Origin of the sequence: Marinobacter maritimus (genome assembly GCF_007671675.1) — a bacterium.
GTDB classification, from domain to species: Bacteria; Pseudomonadota; Gammaproteobacteria; order Pseudomonadales; family Oleiphilaceae; genus Marinobacter; species Marinobacter maritimus.
Window position 1 is genome coordinate 916,600 of sequence record NZ_VCGW01000002.1, and the last position, 18,025, is coordinate 934,624.

Genomic DNA, 18,025 nt, shown 5'->3' on the forward strand with positions numbered 1-18,025 from the left:
CATCAATACGCCCGAAAATCATTTAGATGCCTGCGGCGTCTTTAAGAGCGTCTGCGCGGTCAGTCTTCTCCCAAGGGAAGGTGGTGAAGGTCTTGCCGCCAACGGTTATCTCTTGTGGCTCACGGCCGAAGTGACCATAGGCTGCTGTGGCCCGGTACATCGGGTGCAGCAGATCGAGCATGTTGGTGATCGCATACGGGCGCAGGTCGAAGTGCTGGCGTACCAGTTCTGCGATCTTGTCGTCGCCGATTTTGCCGGTGCCGAAGGTGTTTATGGAGATGGACGTTGGTTGTGCCACGCCGATGGCGTAGGAAACCTGAATCTCGCACTTGTCGGCCAGGCCGGCAGCGACAATATTTTTGGCAACGTAGCGGCCGGCGTAAGCGGCAGAACGGTCGACCTTTGAGGGGTCTTTGCCGGAGAAGGCGCCGCCGCCGTGGCGGGCCATGCCGCCGTATGTGTCCACGATGATCTTGCGGCCGGTGAGGCCACAGTCGCCAACCGGGCCACCGATAACAAATTTGCCGGTGGGGTTGATGTGGTACTGGGTGCCTTTGTGCAACAGCTCAGGCGGCAGCACGTTTTTCACAACCAGTTCCATGACCGCTTCTTTCAGATCTTCCTGGGTAACGTCGGGGTCGTGCTGGGTTGAGAGAACGACAGCATCAATACCCACAACCTTGCCGTTTTCATAGCGGCAGGTTACCTGGCTTTTCGCGTCCGGGCGCAGCCATGGCAGTATGCCGTTTTTGCGGGCTTCGGCCTGGCGTTCCATCAAACGGTGGGCGAAGGTGATCGGCGCAGGCATCAGCACTTCGGTTTCGTTGCTGGCATAGCCGAACATCAAACCTTGGTCGCCGGCGCCCTGGTCTTCCGGCTTCTGGCGATCAACGCCTTGGGCGATATCCACCGATTGTTTGCCGATGATGTTGATGATGCCGCAGGTGTCGGCGTCGAAGCCCACGTCTGAGGAGGTGTAGCCAATGTCTTTGATCACACCGCGAACCAGATCTTCCAGATCCACCCAGGCGCTGGTGGTGATTTCACCGCCAACGATGGCAACCCCGGTTTTTACCATGGTTTCGCAAGCCACACGGGCGTGCGGGTCTTCCGTCAGGATGGAATCCAGAACGGCGTCGGAGATCTGATCAGCCAGTTTGTCCGGGTGGCCTTCAGAGACCGATTCGGAGGTGAAGACGTTGTAGTCAGACATAAGTTTGCTCCTCTGTGAGCGTTTCGAAATCGTGTCGTTTAATGTGTAAGTAATACTACCTACAACAATATCAAAGTTATTTGATATGCCCTGCGAAGGGCTGGTATCTCAGGGTTCTATTGCCTCAGCGGTAACTGGGTTTTCCAGAACTCCCTAACCTGAATCTGGAAGCCGTTACGCAAGCCGATAAATAGCTGCTCACCCGCCTTCAGGCCCGCCGCTGCGGCCCAGGCGGTGAGCTCTTCCGGCTCGAAACCCAGCCACAGATCGCCGCAATTCTCTTTTGCCCAATTCTGGTCGTGCCGGCACAGGTCACTAACCATCAGGCAGCCTCCGTTATTCATCAGTGCTGCCGCATCCAGAAAAATGTCCGCCGGGCTAGGTACGTGGTGCAACACCATATTGACCACCACAAGGTCAAACGCATCGCCGCGGGCAAGCAAGGTGTCGGTTACACCCTCTATCAGATCAACATTATTAAGGCGCTCGTCTATGCAGGTGCGCGTTGCCTTGGCGAGCATGTCCCGGCTGTTATCCAGGGCGACAACGTGTTCGCTAAGTTCGGAAAGAATCGGCAAAAAGCCGCCCTCGCCGGGGCCAATTTCCAGAGTGGTTTGCCACTGACGCTTGCGTGTCCGTTTGCGGATCATGTCTGCCACGGGCACCGCGTATAAATCGAAGGCCGCAATCAGTTCCTGCTGCTCCCGAAACTGCTCTGAATGCCGGGAGAAAAACGCTTGCGACTGATCTGCACGCTGGTTACGGATGGATTCAATCTTTTCCTGCAGGTGCACGGGTAAAGGCGCGCGATCCACAGCTTCAAAAATCTGGCGAATGGTCAGATCCGTTGGCTTGTCGTTATCCAGGTGCAGCGGGCGACGATAAAAAATCGCGTTGCCTTCACGTTGCGGCTCTACCAGCCCGGCCTTGTGCATCACCTTCAAGTGATGGCTCATGCCCGACTGGCGCATGTCGAACAACTGGCTCAGTTCCAGCACGCCAAACGTATCTCGCCGCAGCACACGCAGTATCTCCAGGCGCAACGGGTCGCCGCTTGCCTTGAAGATCGGGGCAAGGACGTCCACGGAGGATATGGGGTTAGCGTGTGCGTTCAAACTTGTCATGGTTGCGGAGTGTAAGGGGGTTGAGGTGTTCAATCAATAGCCATATCAAAGTTTTTTGATATAGATTTATCATTCTTTGAAATCAACCTCTTTCGGGAATCCCCGACAGGATATTCCCAAAGAAGCTGAATGCCGATTTGCCCCGGCACACCCTAATCGGCGAAAATACGCGCCATATTTTTGAGCGGCTTTCTATTGCCCGTTAAAAACGCCCGGTTACCTTCCTATTTCCTTGAAAAGACACTGGAGAAACGTCAATGCCCTCTCGTAAAGATCTCGCCAACGCCGTTCGCGCGCTGAGCATGGATGCGGTTCAGAAAGCCAAATCCGGCCACCCGGGTGCGCCCATGGGCATGGCGGATATCGCCGAGGTTCTGTGGAATGAGTATTTGAGCCACAACCCGGCTAATCCACAGTGGGCCAACCGCGACCGTTTCGTGCTCTCCAACGGCCATGGCTCCATGCTGCAGTATTCGCTGCTGCACCTGAGCGGTTACGACGTTTCCATTGACGACATCAAAAACTTCCGCCAACTGCACTCGAAAACCCCGGGCCACCCGGAATACGGCTACACCCCGGGCGTAGAAACCACTACTGGCCCACTGGGGCAAGGCCTGGCTAACGCTGTGGGTTTTGCACTGGCTGAGAAAACCCTGGCAGCTCAGTTCAACCGCCCGGGCCATAACGTTGTTGACCACTACACCTATACCTTTGTAGGCGATGGCTGCCTGATGGAAGGTATTTCCCACGAAGTGGCCTCGCTGGCGGGTACTCTGGGTCTGGGCAAATTGATCTGTATCTACGATGACAATGGCATCTCCATTGATGGCAAAGTAGACGGCTGGTTCACCGACAACACCCCGCAGCGTTTTGCTGCCTACGGTTGGCAGGTGCTTGCCGGCGTTGACGGCCACGACGCCCAAGCCATCAGCTCTGCGCTGGAAGTGGCTCGCACCACCACTGACAGGCCAACGCTGATCTGCTGCAAAACCGTGATTGGTTTTGGTTCGCCCAACAAGCAGGGCAGCGAATCTGCCCACGGCGCACCGCTGGGTGATGATGAAATCGCACTGACCCGCAAAGCACTGGGTTGGGCGCACGGCCCGTTTGAGATTCCGACCGACATTTACCAGGCCTGGAATGCCAAAGAAAAAGGCGCCAGTGAAGAAAACGCCTGGAACGAAACCTTCGCTGCGTATGAAAAAGCCGAGCCGGAACTGGCTGCCGAACTGAAGCGCCGCATGGCCGGTGATCTGCCCGCCGACTTCTCTGAGAAAGCCCAGGCTTACATTCAGGAATGTCAGGACAAGAGCGAGACCATCGCAAGCCGCAAGGCTTCCCTGAACTCCCTGAATGCCTATGGCCCGATGCTGCCGGAACTGCTGGGTGGCTCTGCTGACCTGGCCGGCTCCAACCTCACCATCTGGAGCGGCACCAAAGGCGTCACCAAAGAAGACGCCAGCGGCAACTACATCTATTACGGTGTGCGCGAATTCGGCATGGCCGCCATCATGAACGGCATCGCCCTGCACGGCGGTTTCGTGCCGTACGGCGCGACCTTCCTGATCTTCATGGAATACTGCCGCAACGCCGTGCGCATGGCCGCACTGATGAAGCAGCGCTCCATCTTCGTGTTTACCCACGATTCCATCGGCCTTGGCGAAGACGGCCCGACTCACCAGCCGGTCGAGCAGCTCGCAAGCTTGCGTACTACCCCGAACATGAGCACCTGGCGCCCGGCCGACGCAGTAGAATCTGCGGTGGCCTGGAAGTCCGCACTTGAGCGCACAGACGGCCCAACCGCCCTGGTCTTCTCCCGTCAGAATCTGCCCGCTCAAACCCGTGATGCGCAGCAGTTGGCCGACGTGGCCAAAGGTGGCTACGTGCTGACGGATAGCGAAGGTGAGCCAGATCTCATCCTGATTGCCACCGGTTCTGAAGTTGGCCTGGCGCAAGACACCGCAGCCAAGTTGCGAGAGCAGGGCAACAAGGTGCGGGTTGTATCCATGCCATCTACTGACGTATTCGATGCCCAGAGCGCTGAGTACAAGCAACAGGTGTTGCCAATAGAAGTCACTAACCGCATTGCCATCGAAGCCGCGATTGCTGACTACTGGTACAAGTACGTGGGCCTGGACGGGCGCGTTGTGGGTATGACCACCTTCGGTGAATCTGCGCCTGCTGGCGAACTGTTCAAAGAGTTCGGCTTTACCGTGGAGAACGTGCTGGAAGTGGCCTCGGAGCTACTGGACGCCTGATGACAGCCCACGCGCCCTATCGTATCGCTATCAACGGGTATGGCCGTATTGGCCAGTGCGTGTTGCGTGCTCTGTACGAAAACGGTTTTCGCGATCACCTGCAGGTGGTCGCGATTAACGAGCTTTCCGATATCGACACGATTGCACACCTGACCCGTTACGACTCCACCCATGGCCGGTTCTCCGGAAGCATTGCGGTAGAGGGGCGGGACCTGATCATCAACGGTGATCCTATCCGCGTGCTGCGCCATTCAGACCCGGCAGAACTGCCGTGGAAAGAACTGGGTATCGATCTGGTGCTGGAATGCTCTGGCGCCTACTCGGATAGAGCAACAGCCGAACTGCACCTGCAGGCAGGCGCAAAACGGTTACTGTTTTCCCAGCCAGCAGAATCCGATGTCGACCGCACAGTGGTCTTCGGCATTAACGAGGCCGAGCTTTCGGAAGCAGACCGGATAGTGGCCGCAGGTTCCTGCACAACCAACTGCCTGGTGCCGGTGATTACCGTGCTCGATAAAGCCTTCGGTGTGGAGCAGGGCAGTACCACCACCATTCACGCCGCCATGAACGACCAGCCGGTGATCGATTCCTACCATCATCAGGATCTTCGCCTTACTCGCAGTGCACTCCACAACATAGTGCCGGTGGATACCGGGCTGGCGCGCGGCGTTGAACGGCTTCTGCCTCACATGGAAGGCCGCTTCAGCTCGGTAGCCCTGCGCGTACCCACCATGAACGTGTCCGCCATCGACATGGTGTTCAATGTGCGGCAAGCCACCGATGTGGCGTCTGTGAACCGTGTGATTAAGGAAGCGGCGAATGGCCCGTTAAAAGGCATTCTTGGCTACACCGACGAATTGTTGGCCAGCTCGGACTTCAACCACGATTCCCACTCCGGCGTAGTAGACGGCGGCCAGACCCGGGTTACCCGGGGCACCATGGTGAAAGTACTGTGCTGGTTCGATAACGAATGGGGATTTGCGAGCCGCATGCTGGATGTAAGCCAGAGCTGGCTTCAGAAAGTGGGCTAGCGCCGAACCCCGAACTCTTTGCCAATAACCCGAAACAACGGAAACCAGATCATGGCCATCAAAAAAATGACCGACCTGAACCTCGCCGGCAAGCGGGTTCTGATTCGCGAAGACCTCAACGTACCGGTAAAGAACGGCGTGATTTCCAGCGATGCCCGTATCCGCGCATCCCTGCCGACTATTAAGGCAGCCAAAGATGCCGGCGCCAAAGTCATGCTGATGTCTCACCTGGGCCGCCCGGAAGAAGGCGTGTACGACGAAGCCTCCTCCATGAAGCCGGTAGCTGAGCACCTCACCAAAGTGCTGGGCCAGGAAGTGCGCCTGATTAAGGATTACCTCGGCGGTGTTGAAGTGGCCGACGGCGAAGTGGTGCTGTTTGAGAACGTACGCTTCAACAAAGGCGAAAAGAAAGACGACGAGGCGCTGGCCAAGCAATACGCGGCCCTGTGCGACATCTACGTGATGGACGCCTTCGGCACAGCCCACCGCGCCCAGGCCTCAACCCACGGCGTTGCACGTTTGGCACCGGAAGCCTGTGCCGGCCCGCTGCTGGCAGCAGAATTGGAAGCCCTGGGCAAAGCCCTGGATAACCCGGCCAAGCCTGTCGTCGCCATTGTTGGTGGCGCCAAAGTCTCCACCAAGCTCGACGTGCTCAACGCCCTTGAAAAAGTGTGTGACCAGATTATCGTTGGCGGCGGCATCGCCAACACCTTCCTGGCCGCAGCCGGCCATCCGGTAGGCAAGTCCCTGTGCGAACACGACCTGCTGGATACAGCCAGAGACATCGCCTCCCGAGTTAACATCCCACTGCCGGTAGACGTAGTGGTTGCCAGCGAATTCGCAGAAGATGCCACCGCCACCATCCGGAACATCTCCGACGTTACCGAAGACGACATGATCCTCGACGTAGGCCCGGAAACCGCTGGCCAGTTCGCTGAACTGCTCAAGAGTGCTAAAACCATTTTGTGGAACGGCCCGGTAGGCGTATTCGAGTTCGAGCAGTTTGGCAACGGCACCAAAACCCTGGCCGAAGCCATCGCCGACAGCGACGCCTTCTCACTGGCCGGCGGCGGTGACACAGTTGCTGCCGTTGACAAATACGGCATAGCTGACAAGATCTCCTATATTTCCACCGGCGGTGGTGCCTTCCTGGAGTTCGTGGAAGGTAAAGTGCTGCCAGCGGTTGCCGTACTGGAAGAACGCGGCGCCTAAGCATTCGTTCCAAAAAATTTTGAAACTGAAACTTTAAAAGCTAAAACCAAGGAGACAACCAAATGGCCCTGATTTCGATGCGGCAAATGCTGGACCACGCCGCCGAGCATGGTTACGGTGTGCCAGCCTTTAACGTAAACAACCTGGAACAGATGCGCGCCATCATGGAAGCCGCCGACAAAACCGACTCCCCGGTGATTGTTCAGGCCTCCGCCGGTGCCCGCAAATACGCCGGTGCTCCCTTTCTGCGCCACCTGATCCTCGCGGCCATTGAAGAGTGGCCACACATCCCGGTGGTAATGCACCAGGATCACGGCACCAGCCCGGCCATCTGCCAGCGCTCCATCCAGCTGGGCTTCAGCTCCGTCATGATGGACGGCTCCCTGGGCGAAGACGGTAAAACGCCCATGGACTACGAGTACAACGTAGACGTAACCCGTCGCACCGTAGAAATGGCCCACGCCTGTGGCGTATCCGTGGAAGGCGAGCTGGGTTGCCTGGGCTCCCTCGAAACCGGCCAAGCCGGTGAAGAAGACGGCATTGGCGCCGAAGGCACCCTGGACATGAGCCAGATGCTGACCGACCCGGAAGAAGCCGCAGACTTCGTGAAAAAGACCCACGTAGATGCCCTGGCCATCGCCATCGGCACCAGCCACGGCGCTTACAAGTTCACCCGCCCGCCCACAGGCGACATCCTGGCCATTGAGCAGATCAAAGCCATCCACAAACGCATTCCCGACACCCACCTGGTAATGCACGGCTCCAGCTCAGTACCCCAGGAATGGCTGAAAGTCATCAACGAATACGGCGGCGAGATTCCCGAAACCTACGGTGTACCGGTTGAAGAAATCGTGGAAGGCATCAAACACGGTGTGCGTAAAGTAAACATCGACACCGACCTGCGCCTCGCCAGCACCGGTGCAGTACGTCGCTTCCTGGCCCAGAACCCCGCAGAGTTCGACCCGCGCAAATTCCTGCAAGCCACCATGGTAGCCATGACCGATATCTGCATCGCGCGCTATGAAGCGTTTGGTTGTGCTGGCAATGCGAGCAAGATCAAGCCGATCAATCTGGATCGTATGTTTGAGCGCTATGCGTCTGGTGAGCTGGACCCGAAAGTTAAGTAAAACTGCAGTACAACAGCCCTGGGCGCCTTGCCCGGGGCTGTGACTTCCCCTCCGAGCTCATTCCTCCATATTCTGCACGCCTACTTGGCTGCAAACAGGATTCGCCAGCGCACACTTTGAGGAAATTGGTAATATGTGGGTTCGAGTTCTAGTAGCGATCATTTTGATTGCCGGTTTTTCCATTGCCTGGAAAATATATGACCGTATTCCTGTTCAGGTTGTTGGTCAGCAGCATGCATCAGGTAGTGTGCATATGGAGGAACAAGAGTTTTTTGAGGGCCTTGCAGAAACGACCGGCCTGCCGCTTGAAATTAGCTATACGCCCGTTGATACCCTGGGATTCAAAGACACTCATCAGCTAATCATGTTGAGAGAAGGCGCGCTTGACCTGGTTTCGCTGCGCTTTTTTCAGAATGCCTGGGCTGAACCCGCACTGCTCGGCGTGGATCTGTTCGGCGGAGCGGTCGATATTGAGACCTCCTACGCGGTCATGCAAGCCTATGCCCCGGCACTCGACCGTCGGCTGCAGGATCGCTTTAATGTGAAGTTACTGGGTATGTGGCCGTTTGGTCCTCAGGTATTTTTCTGCCGAACTGCGGTTGAGTCTCTTCAGGATCTTGAGGGGCTGAGGGTGCGAGTGGGCAATGAAACCTTCTCGCCTCTTATAGAATATTTTGGTGCGTCACCTGTCATTATGTCGTTTGAAGACGTTCAAATGGGCCTGCGCCGTGAGCTGATCGATTGTGCTGTCAGTAGCGCAGCTTCGGCTAATGCGGCCGGTTGGCCCGAGTACTCAACCCACTTTTTCCGCCTGCGTACGCAGGCGGGGATCAATGGCTATGTCATTAATCTCAATCTCTGGAATCGCTTGTCGAGCCATCAGCAGGAGAGCCTGGAGCAGGCCTTTAAAGCCTATGTGGACTCCGTATGGGCGTCTGTTGAGCAGCTTCATGTGCAGTTTACAGCGTGCAATACCGGTCAGCCTTGCCGTGAGGGCACGTCTTATAATCTGATTGAGGCTGAGCCGAGTGAGCAGGACTATCAATTGCTGCGTCAGGCTTTTAAAGAGGTCGTCTTTCCAGGATGGGCTGAGCATTGTGATCAGCTCTACCCTGGTTGCTCCGACGAATGGCGTGAACTGGTAGAACCCGTTCTCATGAGAAAAGCAGGAGTTAGTCAGTGAGAGAGCTGGTTCAAACCCCCTGGTTACAAAGGGCAAAACTCCCGCTCAGCATGGTCGGTGCTTTAAGCTCATTGATACTGGCACTGAATTTCAGCCTGGATCTTCTGTCTTTGCTCGACATACAGAGGGAACACCAGCTTTTATTATTGATTCTGTTTATTTGTCTGGCGGGCTGGGCCTTGGTGGAGGTGATGGTGTTGCATCTTCAGCGAAGCTCGGGTGAGCCTCCCCTGAATTCACTTAAAACTTTGCTGATAGTGCAGTTGGTCGTCCAGTGCGCGCGACTAGCATTGTTTTTCATGGGGGGCTCGGTCACGGTCGACAAGACATACGGAATCAGGGTGGTAGAGCTTGGTCTGGTTTTCGTGTTTTTACCAGTTTATCTGGTGGTGTTTCTACTGGTAGGTCGCGCTTTGATCTCGAACTACATAGCTGAAATCAAGTCTGCATACCGGAAGTTGCAGAAGTCCAGTCTCACACTGACGAAGCTGGCAACCACGGATCCCCTTACAGGAGCTTTCAATCGGCGGCATTTTGAAGAGAGAGCCGAAGTGGAGGTTTCGCTTACAGTGCGTCATGGAACGCCTCTTTCATTGATAATATTCGATATTGATTACTTCAAGAAGATCAATGATCGCTTTGGTCACCACGGTGGGGATGAGGTTCTGGTTCGGCTCACTGAGTTGACCCTTCAAAACTTGAGATCCAGTGATGTTCTTGCGCGCTGGGGAGGGGAGGAGTTCATCATCTTGTTACCTCAGTGCGATGCTGAAGAAGCGCGAAAAGTTGCTGAAAAGCTGCGCCTGTCGATTGCTGAACAGGTTTTTGGTCAGGTCGGGAACATTACCTGCAGTTTCGGAGTCGCGGAAGTTTCGCCCGGTGAACTTCTGGATAGTTGGGTTAACAGAGCAGACCAGGCTCTCTATCAAGCTAAGAACAGTGGCCGCAATACTGTTTGTGTTGCTGATCTACGCCTGGGGCTGTAATTTCCACTTCCGGGTTCCCTTCTCGATATTCTTCACCCAAATTAACAAAGTATTGCAAAGGACAACGGCAAATAGTTCGGGGATGGGCTAGTGTTGGAAGCTGTACGCTATGGACGTACTGCTTTTCAGGGACAATGGCCGATGACCTCTTCAGTACGAATACAAACTCTTTTTTTCAATTCTGGATACTTCTCCTTATTACGCCTATTAGGCACAGCTCTGCCTGTGGGTGATGCGGTGCTGTTCGGAAGAAAACTTAGAGCGATTACCCGAAACCGCAAGAGGCCGATGCTTCGTCGTTATTGCAATAATGAAGACGTCACGCGATTACGGGGTACGGGAAGTTGGTGAATTTAAGTTATTGATAGTTTGAGATAAAAACTTCCTGTTGCAGAGCGCAGGTTGCGTAAAATGCGGAAGTCACGTTTTTGCAATAATGAGGCGCTCTATCTAATACGCTGTTATATTTCCGGTCTCAGGGTGTCATTAAGAAATTGATTCAGACAGGCTGTTAGATAGCAGTCTAAACCTAAAAAGGTAGGAGAAGAATATATGGCTAGGAAAGTTTTCTTTAGTTTTCATTATGAACGCGACGTTAGACGAATCGTTCAGGTGCGGAATTCTTGGGTTGTCAGACCAGAGGGAGAAGCGCAGCCTTTCTACGACAAAGCTGAGTTTGAAGAAGCCAAGAGGCGTGCTGGTGGTATTGAAGAGTGGATTGAACAACAGCTCAAAGGAACATCTGTTACTGTCATCCTCTTTGGAGCTGAAACCTATGATAGAAAATGGGTGCGCCATGAAATAGAGCGAAGCTATAAGCTAAAAAAAGGCATGCTGGCAATAGATATTCATCGCATTAAAGATCCACAAAAAGGTTCTGATGTTCAGGGCAAAAACCCACTGGACTATTGGTCCATAGAAAAGAACGGTCGTAAAGTATATTTCTCCGAAATGTATGAAACCTACGACTGGGTAAATGACGATGGATACAAGAATCTTTCTTCTTGGATAGAAAAAGCTGCGAAGGCAGCAGGTCGATAATGCGATGTCTATTTACGAGTTTGCTATTCTAGGTAATGTTTCGTCTGAACAGCGGCAACGCTTGACTAACACTATTGGTAAAATGATATCCGAATTCGGCCTTGCAATAGGTGCCGAAGTTAAAATCTATGATGCCGAAACATTGGCTGGTCGAAATAGAGCGTCCGCTTTTGCAGCAGTTTACTTTGGCGGAGCCGTCACTACCGACTTAGAAGCCGCTTCATCGGTATTTACAGAGAGCGTTCCGATAATTCCTGTGGTCGAAAATCTAGAACAGTTTTCTACTTCTGTTCCTGACTTTTTGCGGGCTACAAATGGATACTGCCTCAAAAAAGAAGATCCAGAAATGGAAGAATTGGCGACGATCATGCTTGAATGTGTTGGGCTTTTACGTCGTCAGAGGCGGGTATTTGTAAGCTATCGCCGAACGGAGTCACGCGAAGCTGCTTTGCAGATGCACGACCTTCTTACTTCAAGAGGGTTTGATGTCTTTCTGGATACGCATGACATCCGGCCCGGAGATCCTTTTCAGGATGTTCTTTGGCACAGGCTATGTGACTCCGATGTGCTAGTGATGCTAGATACACCAACCTATTTTGAAAGTAGGTGGACCCGTGAAGAAATCGGTCGAGCTCGTGCCAAGGAAATTCATGTGTTACGAGTCGTTTGGCCTGATCATGAGCCAAACAAAATGACAGACTTGGCTGAGACCATTTACTTAAAGAAGGAGGATCTAGAAAAAGACTGCGGACCAGTTGTGTCCAAAAAAATGGATGAAATAGTATTAAAAGTGGAGAGTGTTCGGAGTCGGAGCATTGCAGCTAGGTATATGTCTATTACAGGTCGTCTTCGGGCGGATGTTGAGAGAATTGGTGCGTGTTTCAAAGGAATTGGTGCTCATCGGGCAATTGCCATAACGCTTATTGATGATAGAACTATTTGGGCATATCCAGTTGTTGGAGTGCCTACAGCAGAGACTTTAAATGATATTGCAAATAAGGCTCGTGTAGCTAATCAGAGAGAAATCCCCGTACTTGTTTACGATGATATTGGAATTAGAGAAACCTGGTCTGCACACTTGCAATGGTTAGAAGATAATATTCAAGCTGTTCGTGGGCTTAAGATAACTCAGGCAGGGTGGATGCTTGCCGCCTGGGAGGTATAAGAATGGAAGATTCAATTTTTTTATCAGCTAGTGTTCCTGATCCCAAGCGTGCCCCCGAGTTTGCAGAAACGTCTAATTCAGTAGCGATCACCTCCGCAGTCAGAGCGTTAGTGCATGTTACTTTAGGGCGCAGAGTACTTGTTTGGGGAGGGCATCCAGCTATAACGCCTATGATAAAATTTGTCGCGGAAGAAATGGGACTTGATTACGGCGAGTGGGTTAAGCTTTATCAATCACTCTATTTTAAAGATCAGTTTCCTCAAGATAACGAGAAATTCGGAAATGTTATATACACAGAGAATATAGAAAATGACCGCGATAAAAGTTTGCGTCACATGAGAGAACGGATGTTTTCTGATAATAATTTTAAAGCCGCTATTTTTATTGGTGGGATGGCTGGGATTATCGATGAATTTGAGCTCTTCGCACAACTTCAGGCTGGAAAAGACATTATTCCTGTTCTTTCAACGGGTGGAGCCACATTAAAAGTAGCTGAGAAAATTAATGCGGAGCTAGGCGATGATCTTTTAAACGACTTAGACTATGTTGGGCTTTTTCATAGGAGACTAGAGGTCTCCGCAAAAGAAGAAAGATTCTTAAGCCCCGACGTTCAACCAAAGGATATCGAAAAGCGTTATTGGAGACCCGATTGACTTTATCATCAATGAGTAATTGGCGTAGTTTATTCGGGCATAGAAAATTTAATGCGGGTGGTCTTGACTGTTTTCACTACCTCAGCCTCTAAAAAATATAATACGCTGTTATGTGGTAGTTCATGAAGGGATTTGAATGCCGAAAAATTTGACTGAAGCGAAGGACAAGCTTTTAAGCACGGAGTACCCGCGTTGGCGCAATCTTTTGTCGTGTGCGATTCTCGTGTTAATCGCTACGGGTGCAGTATCGGCTTGGTGGTATGCCTATTACACGACCCCCAACACTCAGTGCCATAAAGGCTTTTTGTATTTCTCTGTGATATGGCTGGCAGTGCAGTGGGTAGTCATTGGTTATTTATACCGCTATCAAAATATTCCGGCATTTGCTCGGGATGCGATCAAGCTTCAGATATTGTTGGGTAATGTTTGGTTTGGGCTATTTTTGTTTTCGCTGCAACCTTGTGTTCATTAGCCCTACCACATAGCCAGTAGTTGTAGTTCATTTTGCACTTGCTGCCTCCACCGAACACCATCATCTTCTGAAACGGCTCGGACACTGACAGGCGCCAGGTTATGGAGATAGAGAGGCTCCCCTCCATCTCAATGTGTTCCCTGGCTCAGGGTCAAAACGCCCGATTGTTGGGAGAAGTTGAGTTGCCCAAGTACACTCATGCCTAGCAGGACCATGTCCGGGTCCATCTCCGGGTTGATAGTGCCGGGTACATTATTGAATGTGAGATCGCCCATGCGGAGTTCTGGAATGGTTGTATTCCACACACGTACAGTACCAGCCGCGGTTCGTGCAAGGCTGGGTTGCATCCGGACAAGGCCTGCTTTTTGGGCGATGTGTTCTGAGACAGACACGGTTGTCGCGCCGGTATCAAGGATGAAGGTCACGTTTTGGTTGTTGATTGTGCCATTTGCGAGGTAATGGCCCTGGCGGTTTGCCTGCAGTTTGATTTCGGTGGCGCCATCGCGGGTATGACTGACCAGTTGCTGGTTGGGGTTGGTTTTGCGGGAGTCCCAGCTACCGAGTAAATAGGTTGCAGCGGTGAGGAACACAATCCAGAAAACAGCGAAGTAAAGAAGGTATCGGGTTTCGGGTCTGATGGTGCCAGGTTTACTCATTCTGTTCCTTTTATCGGGGCGTCCGGCTGGCTGTTTGAAGTCTAACCCATTCCGAGCACAAGAGCAGGGGCAGGTAGGTTACAGATGTTTGAGCGCACAACAGTAAAGGTGCTTTTGGTAATCGCTGTAGCCTATGCAGGGGTCTGGCTCCCCTATGTTCTTGGGCAGGGTGATTTGCCGGCTTGGCTGAGCTCACCCTATGCAGTTTTGGGGCTTATCCAGGTAATGCCGGTTTACATGCTCGATGGTGCAGGAGTGCCCTGGTTGCTCCAGAATAATGGCCACTGTGGATGGGGTTGGTGTAGCCCGACTGTTTTTGGTTACATTGTGCTTGTAATCTTTTGGGTAGTGGTTGCATGGCTGCTTGCCTGGTTCATTTCATACCTTGCAAGGCGCTCCAATCAGTTTTTTCAGAGCAAATAATATCGAGAGGGCCATGGTCAGCATCCATGTAAACGGCCAAGACAAGACTAAGCAGATCAATGATTGGAAAATACGGGATTCTCGTCAAGGCCTGGAGCTGACCTGCTTTTTCCCCTCAGGAAAATCCTATACCCGTCCGCTCAGTGAATGTGAGATCACGCCCACCGAAGTAGTAGAAGGCGCGCTCCTTGTGAAGAAAAACGGCAGCGTGTTCGGCCACGTCGACAAAGTGGTGGTTTATGGTAACAAGCAAGCAGTTGTCCAATATTCAGTGAACGCTAAACCCTACGTTATGAATATGGACAACATTCGGCTGGTTAGAAAAACCAAGCTCAAGAATGGGGATATCTTCCGTTACTTCGTTTCTGTGGCCGAGTCCAGGCTGGAAAGGGCGAAGGCAAACCCCAGGGAAGAAGCCGCCATTGCGGAAAATGTGTTGCGCCAGCTGAACGCCCTGCCTTCAAATCCAGAGACTGTGTTGAACTCATACTGCACAGGAGTTAGCCGGCCAAGGGAAGCTGCAGAAAGACTTATTTCCCCTTTTGGCATCAATGAAAGCCAACTAGAGGCAGTCGCGGGCGTTTTCTCCTCGCAGGTCAGTATCATCAAGGGCCCTCCCGGCACAGGAAAGACCCAGACGATATTGAATATCCTCGCCAACATTCTGCTGCGGAACGAAACCGTTGCCATTCTTTCCAATAATAATACCGCCGTTGAAAACGTCTATGAGAAGCTGGGCAAAGAAGGGTTGGAATTTCTTGTCGCCAAACTCGGCAACAGTGAGAATCGTAAAAATTTCTTTGCCAACACACTCAAGGTTCCATCAGCTGAGTCCCCGCCTGCGCCGCTATTGCAGGAAATAGAGGCAGATGTAGAACATTTGAAGCAGTTTCTGCATGCACGGAACGAAGTGGCGAAACTGCAAGCTGAAATCGATGAATTGAAGATAGAGCGGAAACATCTACTGCAATGGCGGCAGGAGAATCTGGAAGCTGACCCGAACTTGCCCAAAAAAGACCCATTGGAAAAATATCGGTTATCAAGGCAAAAGATCACAGACCTGATGGCTTATCTGACTATGCTGGATGACAAACCCGTCAGCATAAGGAACAGAATAGAGCTGTGGCTGAATTTCCGGATTTTTCGCACCAAACCTTTTAGCACTTCCGATAAGCGCAAGGCTACGGTTCATTCTTTGCAGCTCGGCTACTATGATAAGGCATTGCAGGAAAAGGAAGCTGAGCTGGCTTCCTGTGAGGACACTTTGAGGAAAGGTGATTTCGATGCACTTTTGGCGGGCGTAACAACTTCCTCGATGGCCTACCTGAAAGATCAGCTTCAACAACGAAAACGGTCTGAGGAAGTCTTTACTTCGGAAGGTTACCGGGATCGGATCGATGCGTTTTTGAAGCGCTATCCAATCATCGGCAGCAGTACGCATTCCATCATCAACTCGCTTAAGCCTGGAACGGTTCTTGACTACGCCATCATTGATGAAGCGTCCCAGCAGGACATTATTCCTGGAATACTTGCGCTGGGTTGCGCCCGGAACCTCGTTATTGTTGGTGACGGAAAACAGTTGCCCCCAATTTTCGCGAAGGTTGGCAAAGCAGCGCCTGATGAAAGGTATGACTGCGAAAAATACAGCCTGCTGGACTCTTGTCTCAATGTCTTTGGCGACACCGTTCCGGTGACCCTGCTGAAGGAGCATTATCGGTGCCACCCCAGAATCATCCAGTTCTGTAATCAGCAGTTTTATGACAACGTGCTTATTCCGATGACACGGGATGCGGGCGAAGATGCCTTGCAACTGATCGTAACCGCCAAAGGGAATCACACCCGACTCTACAAAAACCAGCGAGAGCTGGATTCGTTGCTTCACGTGCTGGGTCGGGGCGAAAGCAGCCAGTGGGATGAGACCTCCAAGCGAGGATTTATTGCTCCATACAATGCACAGGTTGCACTGTCGCAATCGCACCTGCCTGCCAGTTTCGTCAAGGATACTACCCACAAGTTTCAGGGCAGGGAGTGTGATGAAATTGTGTTTTCAACCGTATTGGACAAGAAGGCCAGCAACCAGAAAAATCTGAAGTTTGTGGATGATCCTCATTTGATTAACGTAGCTGTGTCCAGGGCAAAAAATCGGTTTACGTTGGTAACTGGTGATGATGTATTCAGTGCAGCAAATGGCCCTGTTGCCGCTTTGATTCGCTATATCGAGTATTACGCGAATGAAACAGAAAATATCCATCGTTCACCCGTGGTGTCGGCTTTTGATTTGTTATACGCCGAGTATGACCAGTCTCTGGGAAAACTGAGGTCGTCTTTAAGGGCGAGCGATTCCCAATTTAAGTCAGAACAGATCGTAGCTCAGATACTGCGAAAGCATCTTTCGTTGCCTGCGAATCAAGCGGTAACCTTCCATACACAGATAGCCTTGAATCAGTTGGTGTCACTTGGCAATGAAGCTTTGACCGCCAGAGAGCGCGGGTTTATGAAAGGCCGAAGCTCCTGTGATTTTGTGCTCTACTTCAAGGTAGGTAAGAAACCGCTGGCAGTTATTGAGGTGGACGGCGGGGGCCACGACAAGCCCCAACAGAAACAATGGGATGCGCTCAAGAATAGCATCCTCCATAAAGGGGGCTTGCCTTTGCTTCGCCTGAAAACAGTTGAAAGCCATATTGAAGAAAAGATCGAAAAATTTTTGGTTACAGTGACCGGCACCACTCGCGTTAATACACAGGAAGTTAGCGACTGAAAAGGACATTCATCGATTACAAAATTAGCAAAACCTTGCCACAATCGATGGGCGCCCTTAAGGCTATTCGTCGCTCGCCATTAGGAGCATTTCATGTCAAAAAAAATAGTCATGTTTGAGTACGAGAAGGAAACAAAAAACAGTGTGCGCTATAAGGAGATCCCTGATGAAGGCACGGCTCCTATCGTGGGCACTTTGTATATTCAGAAGTGGTTCGCGGGTAACAGCAAAACTATTGAGGTAACGATCGATAAAAAAGACTAACTCGTAACGGGTTCAGGCCAATCAATGTTTATAACAGTCGCATTTAAGGCACTCGTTATCTGGTTTGCAATCGTCGTTCTGGCAATTGCCAATGGATCACTGCGCGAGTTTTTACTTGTTCCTGTACTGGGCGCTCAGGCGGCGCTCATGCTGAGTGGCCTGCTACTCTCGTTTTTGATAGTTGGTGTGGCGTATTTGTCGTTACCTTGGCTGAACCCAAGCCAACCGGTGCAGGTCTGGGGTATTGGCTTGGCGTGGCTCGCACTCACGCTCATTTTCGAGTTTTCCTTTGGACTGCTGCAAGGCAAGTCGTGGCTGGAGCTGCTAGAGGCCTACACATTCGAAGGTGGCAATCTCTGGCTTGTTGTCCTCGCGGCGACCGTTCTAGCACCGTACATTGCTGCAAAGCTCAGGGGTTGGGCGTAGAGAGCCTTACCATGGAGTTCTACTATAGTGATT

The 18,025-nt window shown here is 52.1% G+C and carries 17 protein-coding genes; 14 read left to right on the forward strand and 3 right to left on the reverse strand.

What is annotated here, in order from left to right:
- Positions 1-22: 22 nt before the first annotated feature.
- Positions 23-1,213: a methionine adenosyltransferase gene (gene metK / locus FFI90_RS11320; RefSeq protein WP_144778102.1), complete on the reverse strand. Its 1,191-nt coding sequence runs from the start codon at positions 1,211-1,213 to the stop codon at positions 23-25.
- Positions 1,214-1,329: 116 nt separating this feature from the next.
- Entirely contained in the window at positions 1,330-2,337 is a 1,008-nt protein-coding gene (locus FFI90_RS11325; RefSeq protein ID WP_144778103.1) for an ArsR/SmtB family transcription factor, read from the reverse strand.
- Between the two features lie 257 nt (positions 2,338-2,594).
- Here FFI90_RS11325 and tkt point away from each other — a divergent pair, with 257 nt between their 5' ends.
- The 10 genes from tkt to FFI90_RS11375 all read left to right on the forward strand — a co-directional run bounded on the left by tkt (position 2,595) and on the right by FFI90_RS11375 (position 13,465).
- Positions 2,595-4,595: a transketolase gene (gene tkt, locus FFI90_RS11330; RefSeq protein WP_144778104.1), complete on the forward strand. Its 2,001-nt coding sequence runs from the start codon at positions 2,595-2,597 to the stop codon at positions 4,593-4,595.
- Positions 4,595-5,626, forward strand: coding sequence for a type I glyceraldehyde-3-phosphate dehydrogenase (locus tag FFI90_RS11335; RefSeq protein ID WP_144778105.1), 1,032 nt, complete (start codon positions 4,595-4,597; stop codon positions 5,624-5,626). The genes tkt and FFI90_RS11335 overlap by 1 nt, the downstream gene beginning before the upstream one ends.
- Positions 5,627-5,677: 51 nt before the next feature.
- Positions 5,678-6,838: a phosphoglycerate kinase gene (locus FFI90_RS11340; RefSeq protein ID WP_144778106.1), complete on the forward strand. Its 1,161-nt coding sequence runs from the start codon at positions 5,678-5,680 to the stop codon at positions 6,836-6,838.
- A 62-nt stretch (positions 6,839-6,900) separates the two neighbouring features.
- Positions 6,901-7,965: a class II fructose-bisphosphate aldolase gene (gene fba / locus FFI90_RS11345; RefSeq protein ID WP_144778107.1), complete on the forward strand. Its 1,065-nt coding sequence runs from the start codon at positions 6,901-6,903 to the stop codon at positions 7,963-7,965.
- A 133-nt stretch (positions 7,966-8,098) separates the two neighbouring features.
- On the forward strand, positions 8,099-9,148 hold the full coding sequence (gene dctP, locus FFI90_RS11350; RefSeq protein WP_144778108.1) for a TRAP transporter substrate-binding protein DctP: 1,050 nt from the start codon (positions 8,099-8,101) through the stop codon (positions 9,146-9,148).
- Positions 9,145-10,134 (forward strand): GGDEF domain-containing protein, encoded by a 990-nt coding sequence (locus FFI90_RS11355; RefSeq protein ID WP_144778109.1) that lies wholly within the window; start codon positions 9,145-9,147, stop codon positions 10,132-10,134. Before dctP ends, FFI90_RS11355 begins: the two co-directional genes overlap by 4 nt.
- Before the next feature lie 552 nt (positions 10,135-10,686).
- Positions 10,687-11,175, forward strand: a complete 489-nt coding sequence (locus tag FFI90_RS11360) for a TIR domain-containing protein (protein ID WP_144778110.1) — start codon at positions 10,687-10,689, stop codon at positions 11,173-11,175.
- 4 nt (positions 11,176-11,179) lie between these two features.
- The gene (locus tag FFI90_RS11365) at positions 11,180-12,340 is read left to right on the forward strand and encodes a Thoeris type III anti-phage system protein ThcB4 (RefSeq protein ID WP_144778111.1); all 1,161 of its coding nucleotides are present in this window, start codon (positions 11,180-11,182) and stop codon (positions 12,338-12,340) included.
- A 2-nt stretch (positions 12,341-12,342) separates the two neighbouring features.
- Positions 12,343-12,993 (forward strand): Thoeris type III anti-phage system protein ThcA, encoded by a 651-nt coding sequence (locus tag FFI90_RS11370; RefSeq protein ID WP_144778112.1) that lies wholly within the window; start codon positions 12,343-12,345, stop codon positions 12,991-12,993.
- 136 nt (positions 12,994-13,129) lie between these two features.
- On the forward strand, positions 13,130-13,465 hold the full coding sequence (locus FFI90_RS11375; protein ID WP_144778113.1) for a hypothetical protein: 336 nt from the start codon (positions 13,130-13,132) through the stop codon (positions 13,463-13,465).
- A 128-nt stretch (positions 13,466-13,593) separates the two neighbouring features.
- On the opposite strand, the gene FFI90_RS11380 is transcribed toward FFI90_RS11375, so the two are convergent.
- On the reverse strand, positions 13,594-14,121 hold the full coding sequence (locus FFI90_RS11380) for a retropepsin-like aspartic protease family protein (RefSeq protein WP_144778114.1): 528 nt from the start codon (positions 14,119-14,121) through the stop codon (positions 13,594-13,596).
- An 84-nt stretch (positions 14,122-14,205) separates the two neighbouring features.
- Between FFI90_RS11380 and FFI90_RS11385 the strand changes: the two genes are divergently transcribed.
- The 4 genes from FFI90_RS11385 to FFI90_RS11395 all read left to right on the forward strand — a co-directional run bounded on the left by FFI90_RS11385 (position 14,206) and on the right by FFI90_RS11395 (position 17,992).
- Positions 14,206-14,544 carry a hypothetical protein gene (locus tag FFI90_RS11385; RefSeq protein ID WP_144778115.1) on the forward strand — a complete coding sequence of 113 codons (339 nt, stop codon included), beginning with the start codon at positions 14,206-14,208 and terminating at the stop codon, positions 14,542-14,544.
- Between the two features lie 13 nt (positions 14,545-14,557).
- Positions 14,558-17,302 carry an AAA domain-containing protein gene (locus FFI90_RS11390; protein ID WP_144778116.1) on the forward strand — a complete coding sequence of 915 codons (2,745 nt, stop codon included), beginning with the start codon at positions 14,558-14,560 and terminating at the stop codon, positions 17,300-17,302.
- A 93-nt stretch (positions 17,303-17,395) separates the two neighbouring features.
- Complete coding sequence (locus tag FFI90_RS20120) at positions 17,396-17,566, forward strand: hypothetical protein (RefSeq protein ID WP_186317961.1); 171 nt, start codon at positions 17,396-17,398, stop codon at positions 17,564-17,566.
- Between the two features lie 24 nt (positions 17,567-17,590).
- Positions 17,591-17,992: a hypothetical protein gene (locus tag FFI90_RS11395; RefSeq protein WP_144778117.1), complete on the forward strand. Its 402-nt coding sequence runs from the start codon at positions 17,591-17,593 to the stop codon at positions 17,990-17,992.
- Positions 17,993-18,025: the final 33 nt, after the last annotated feature.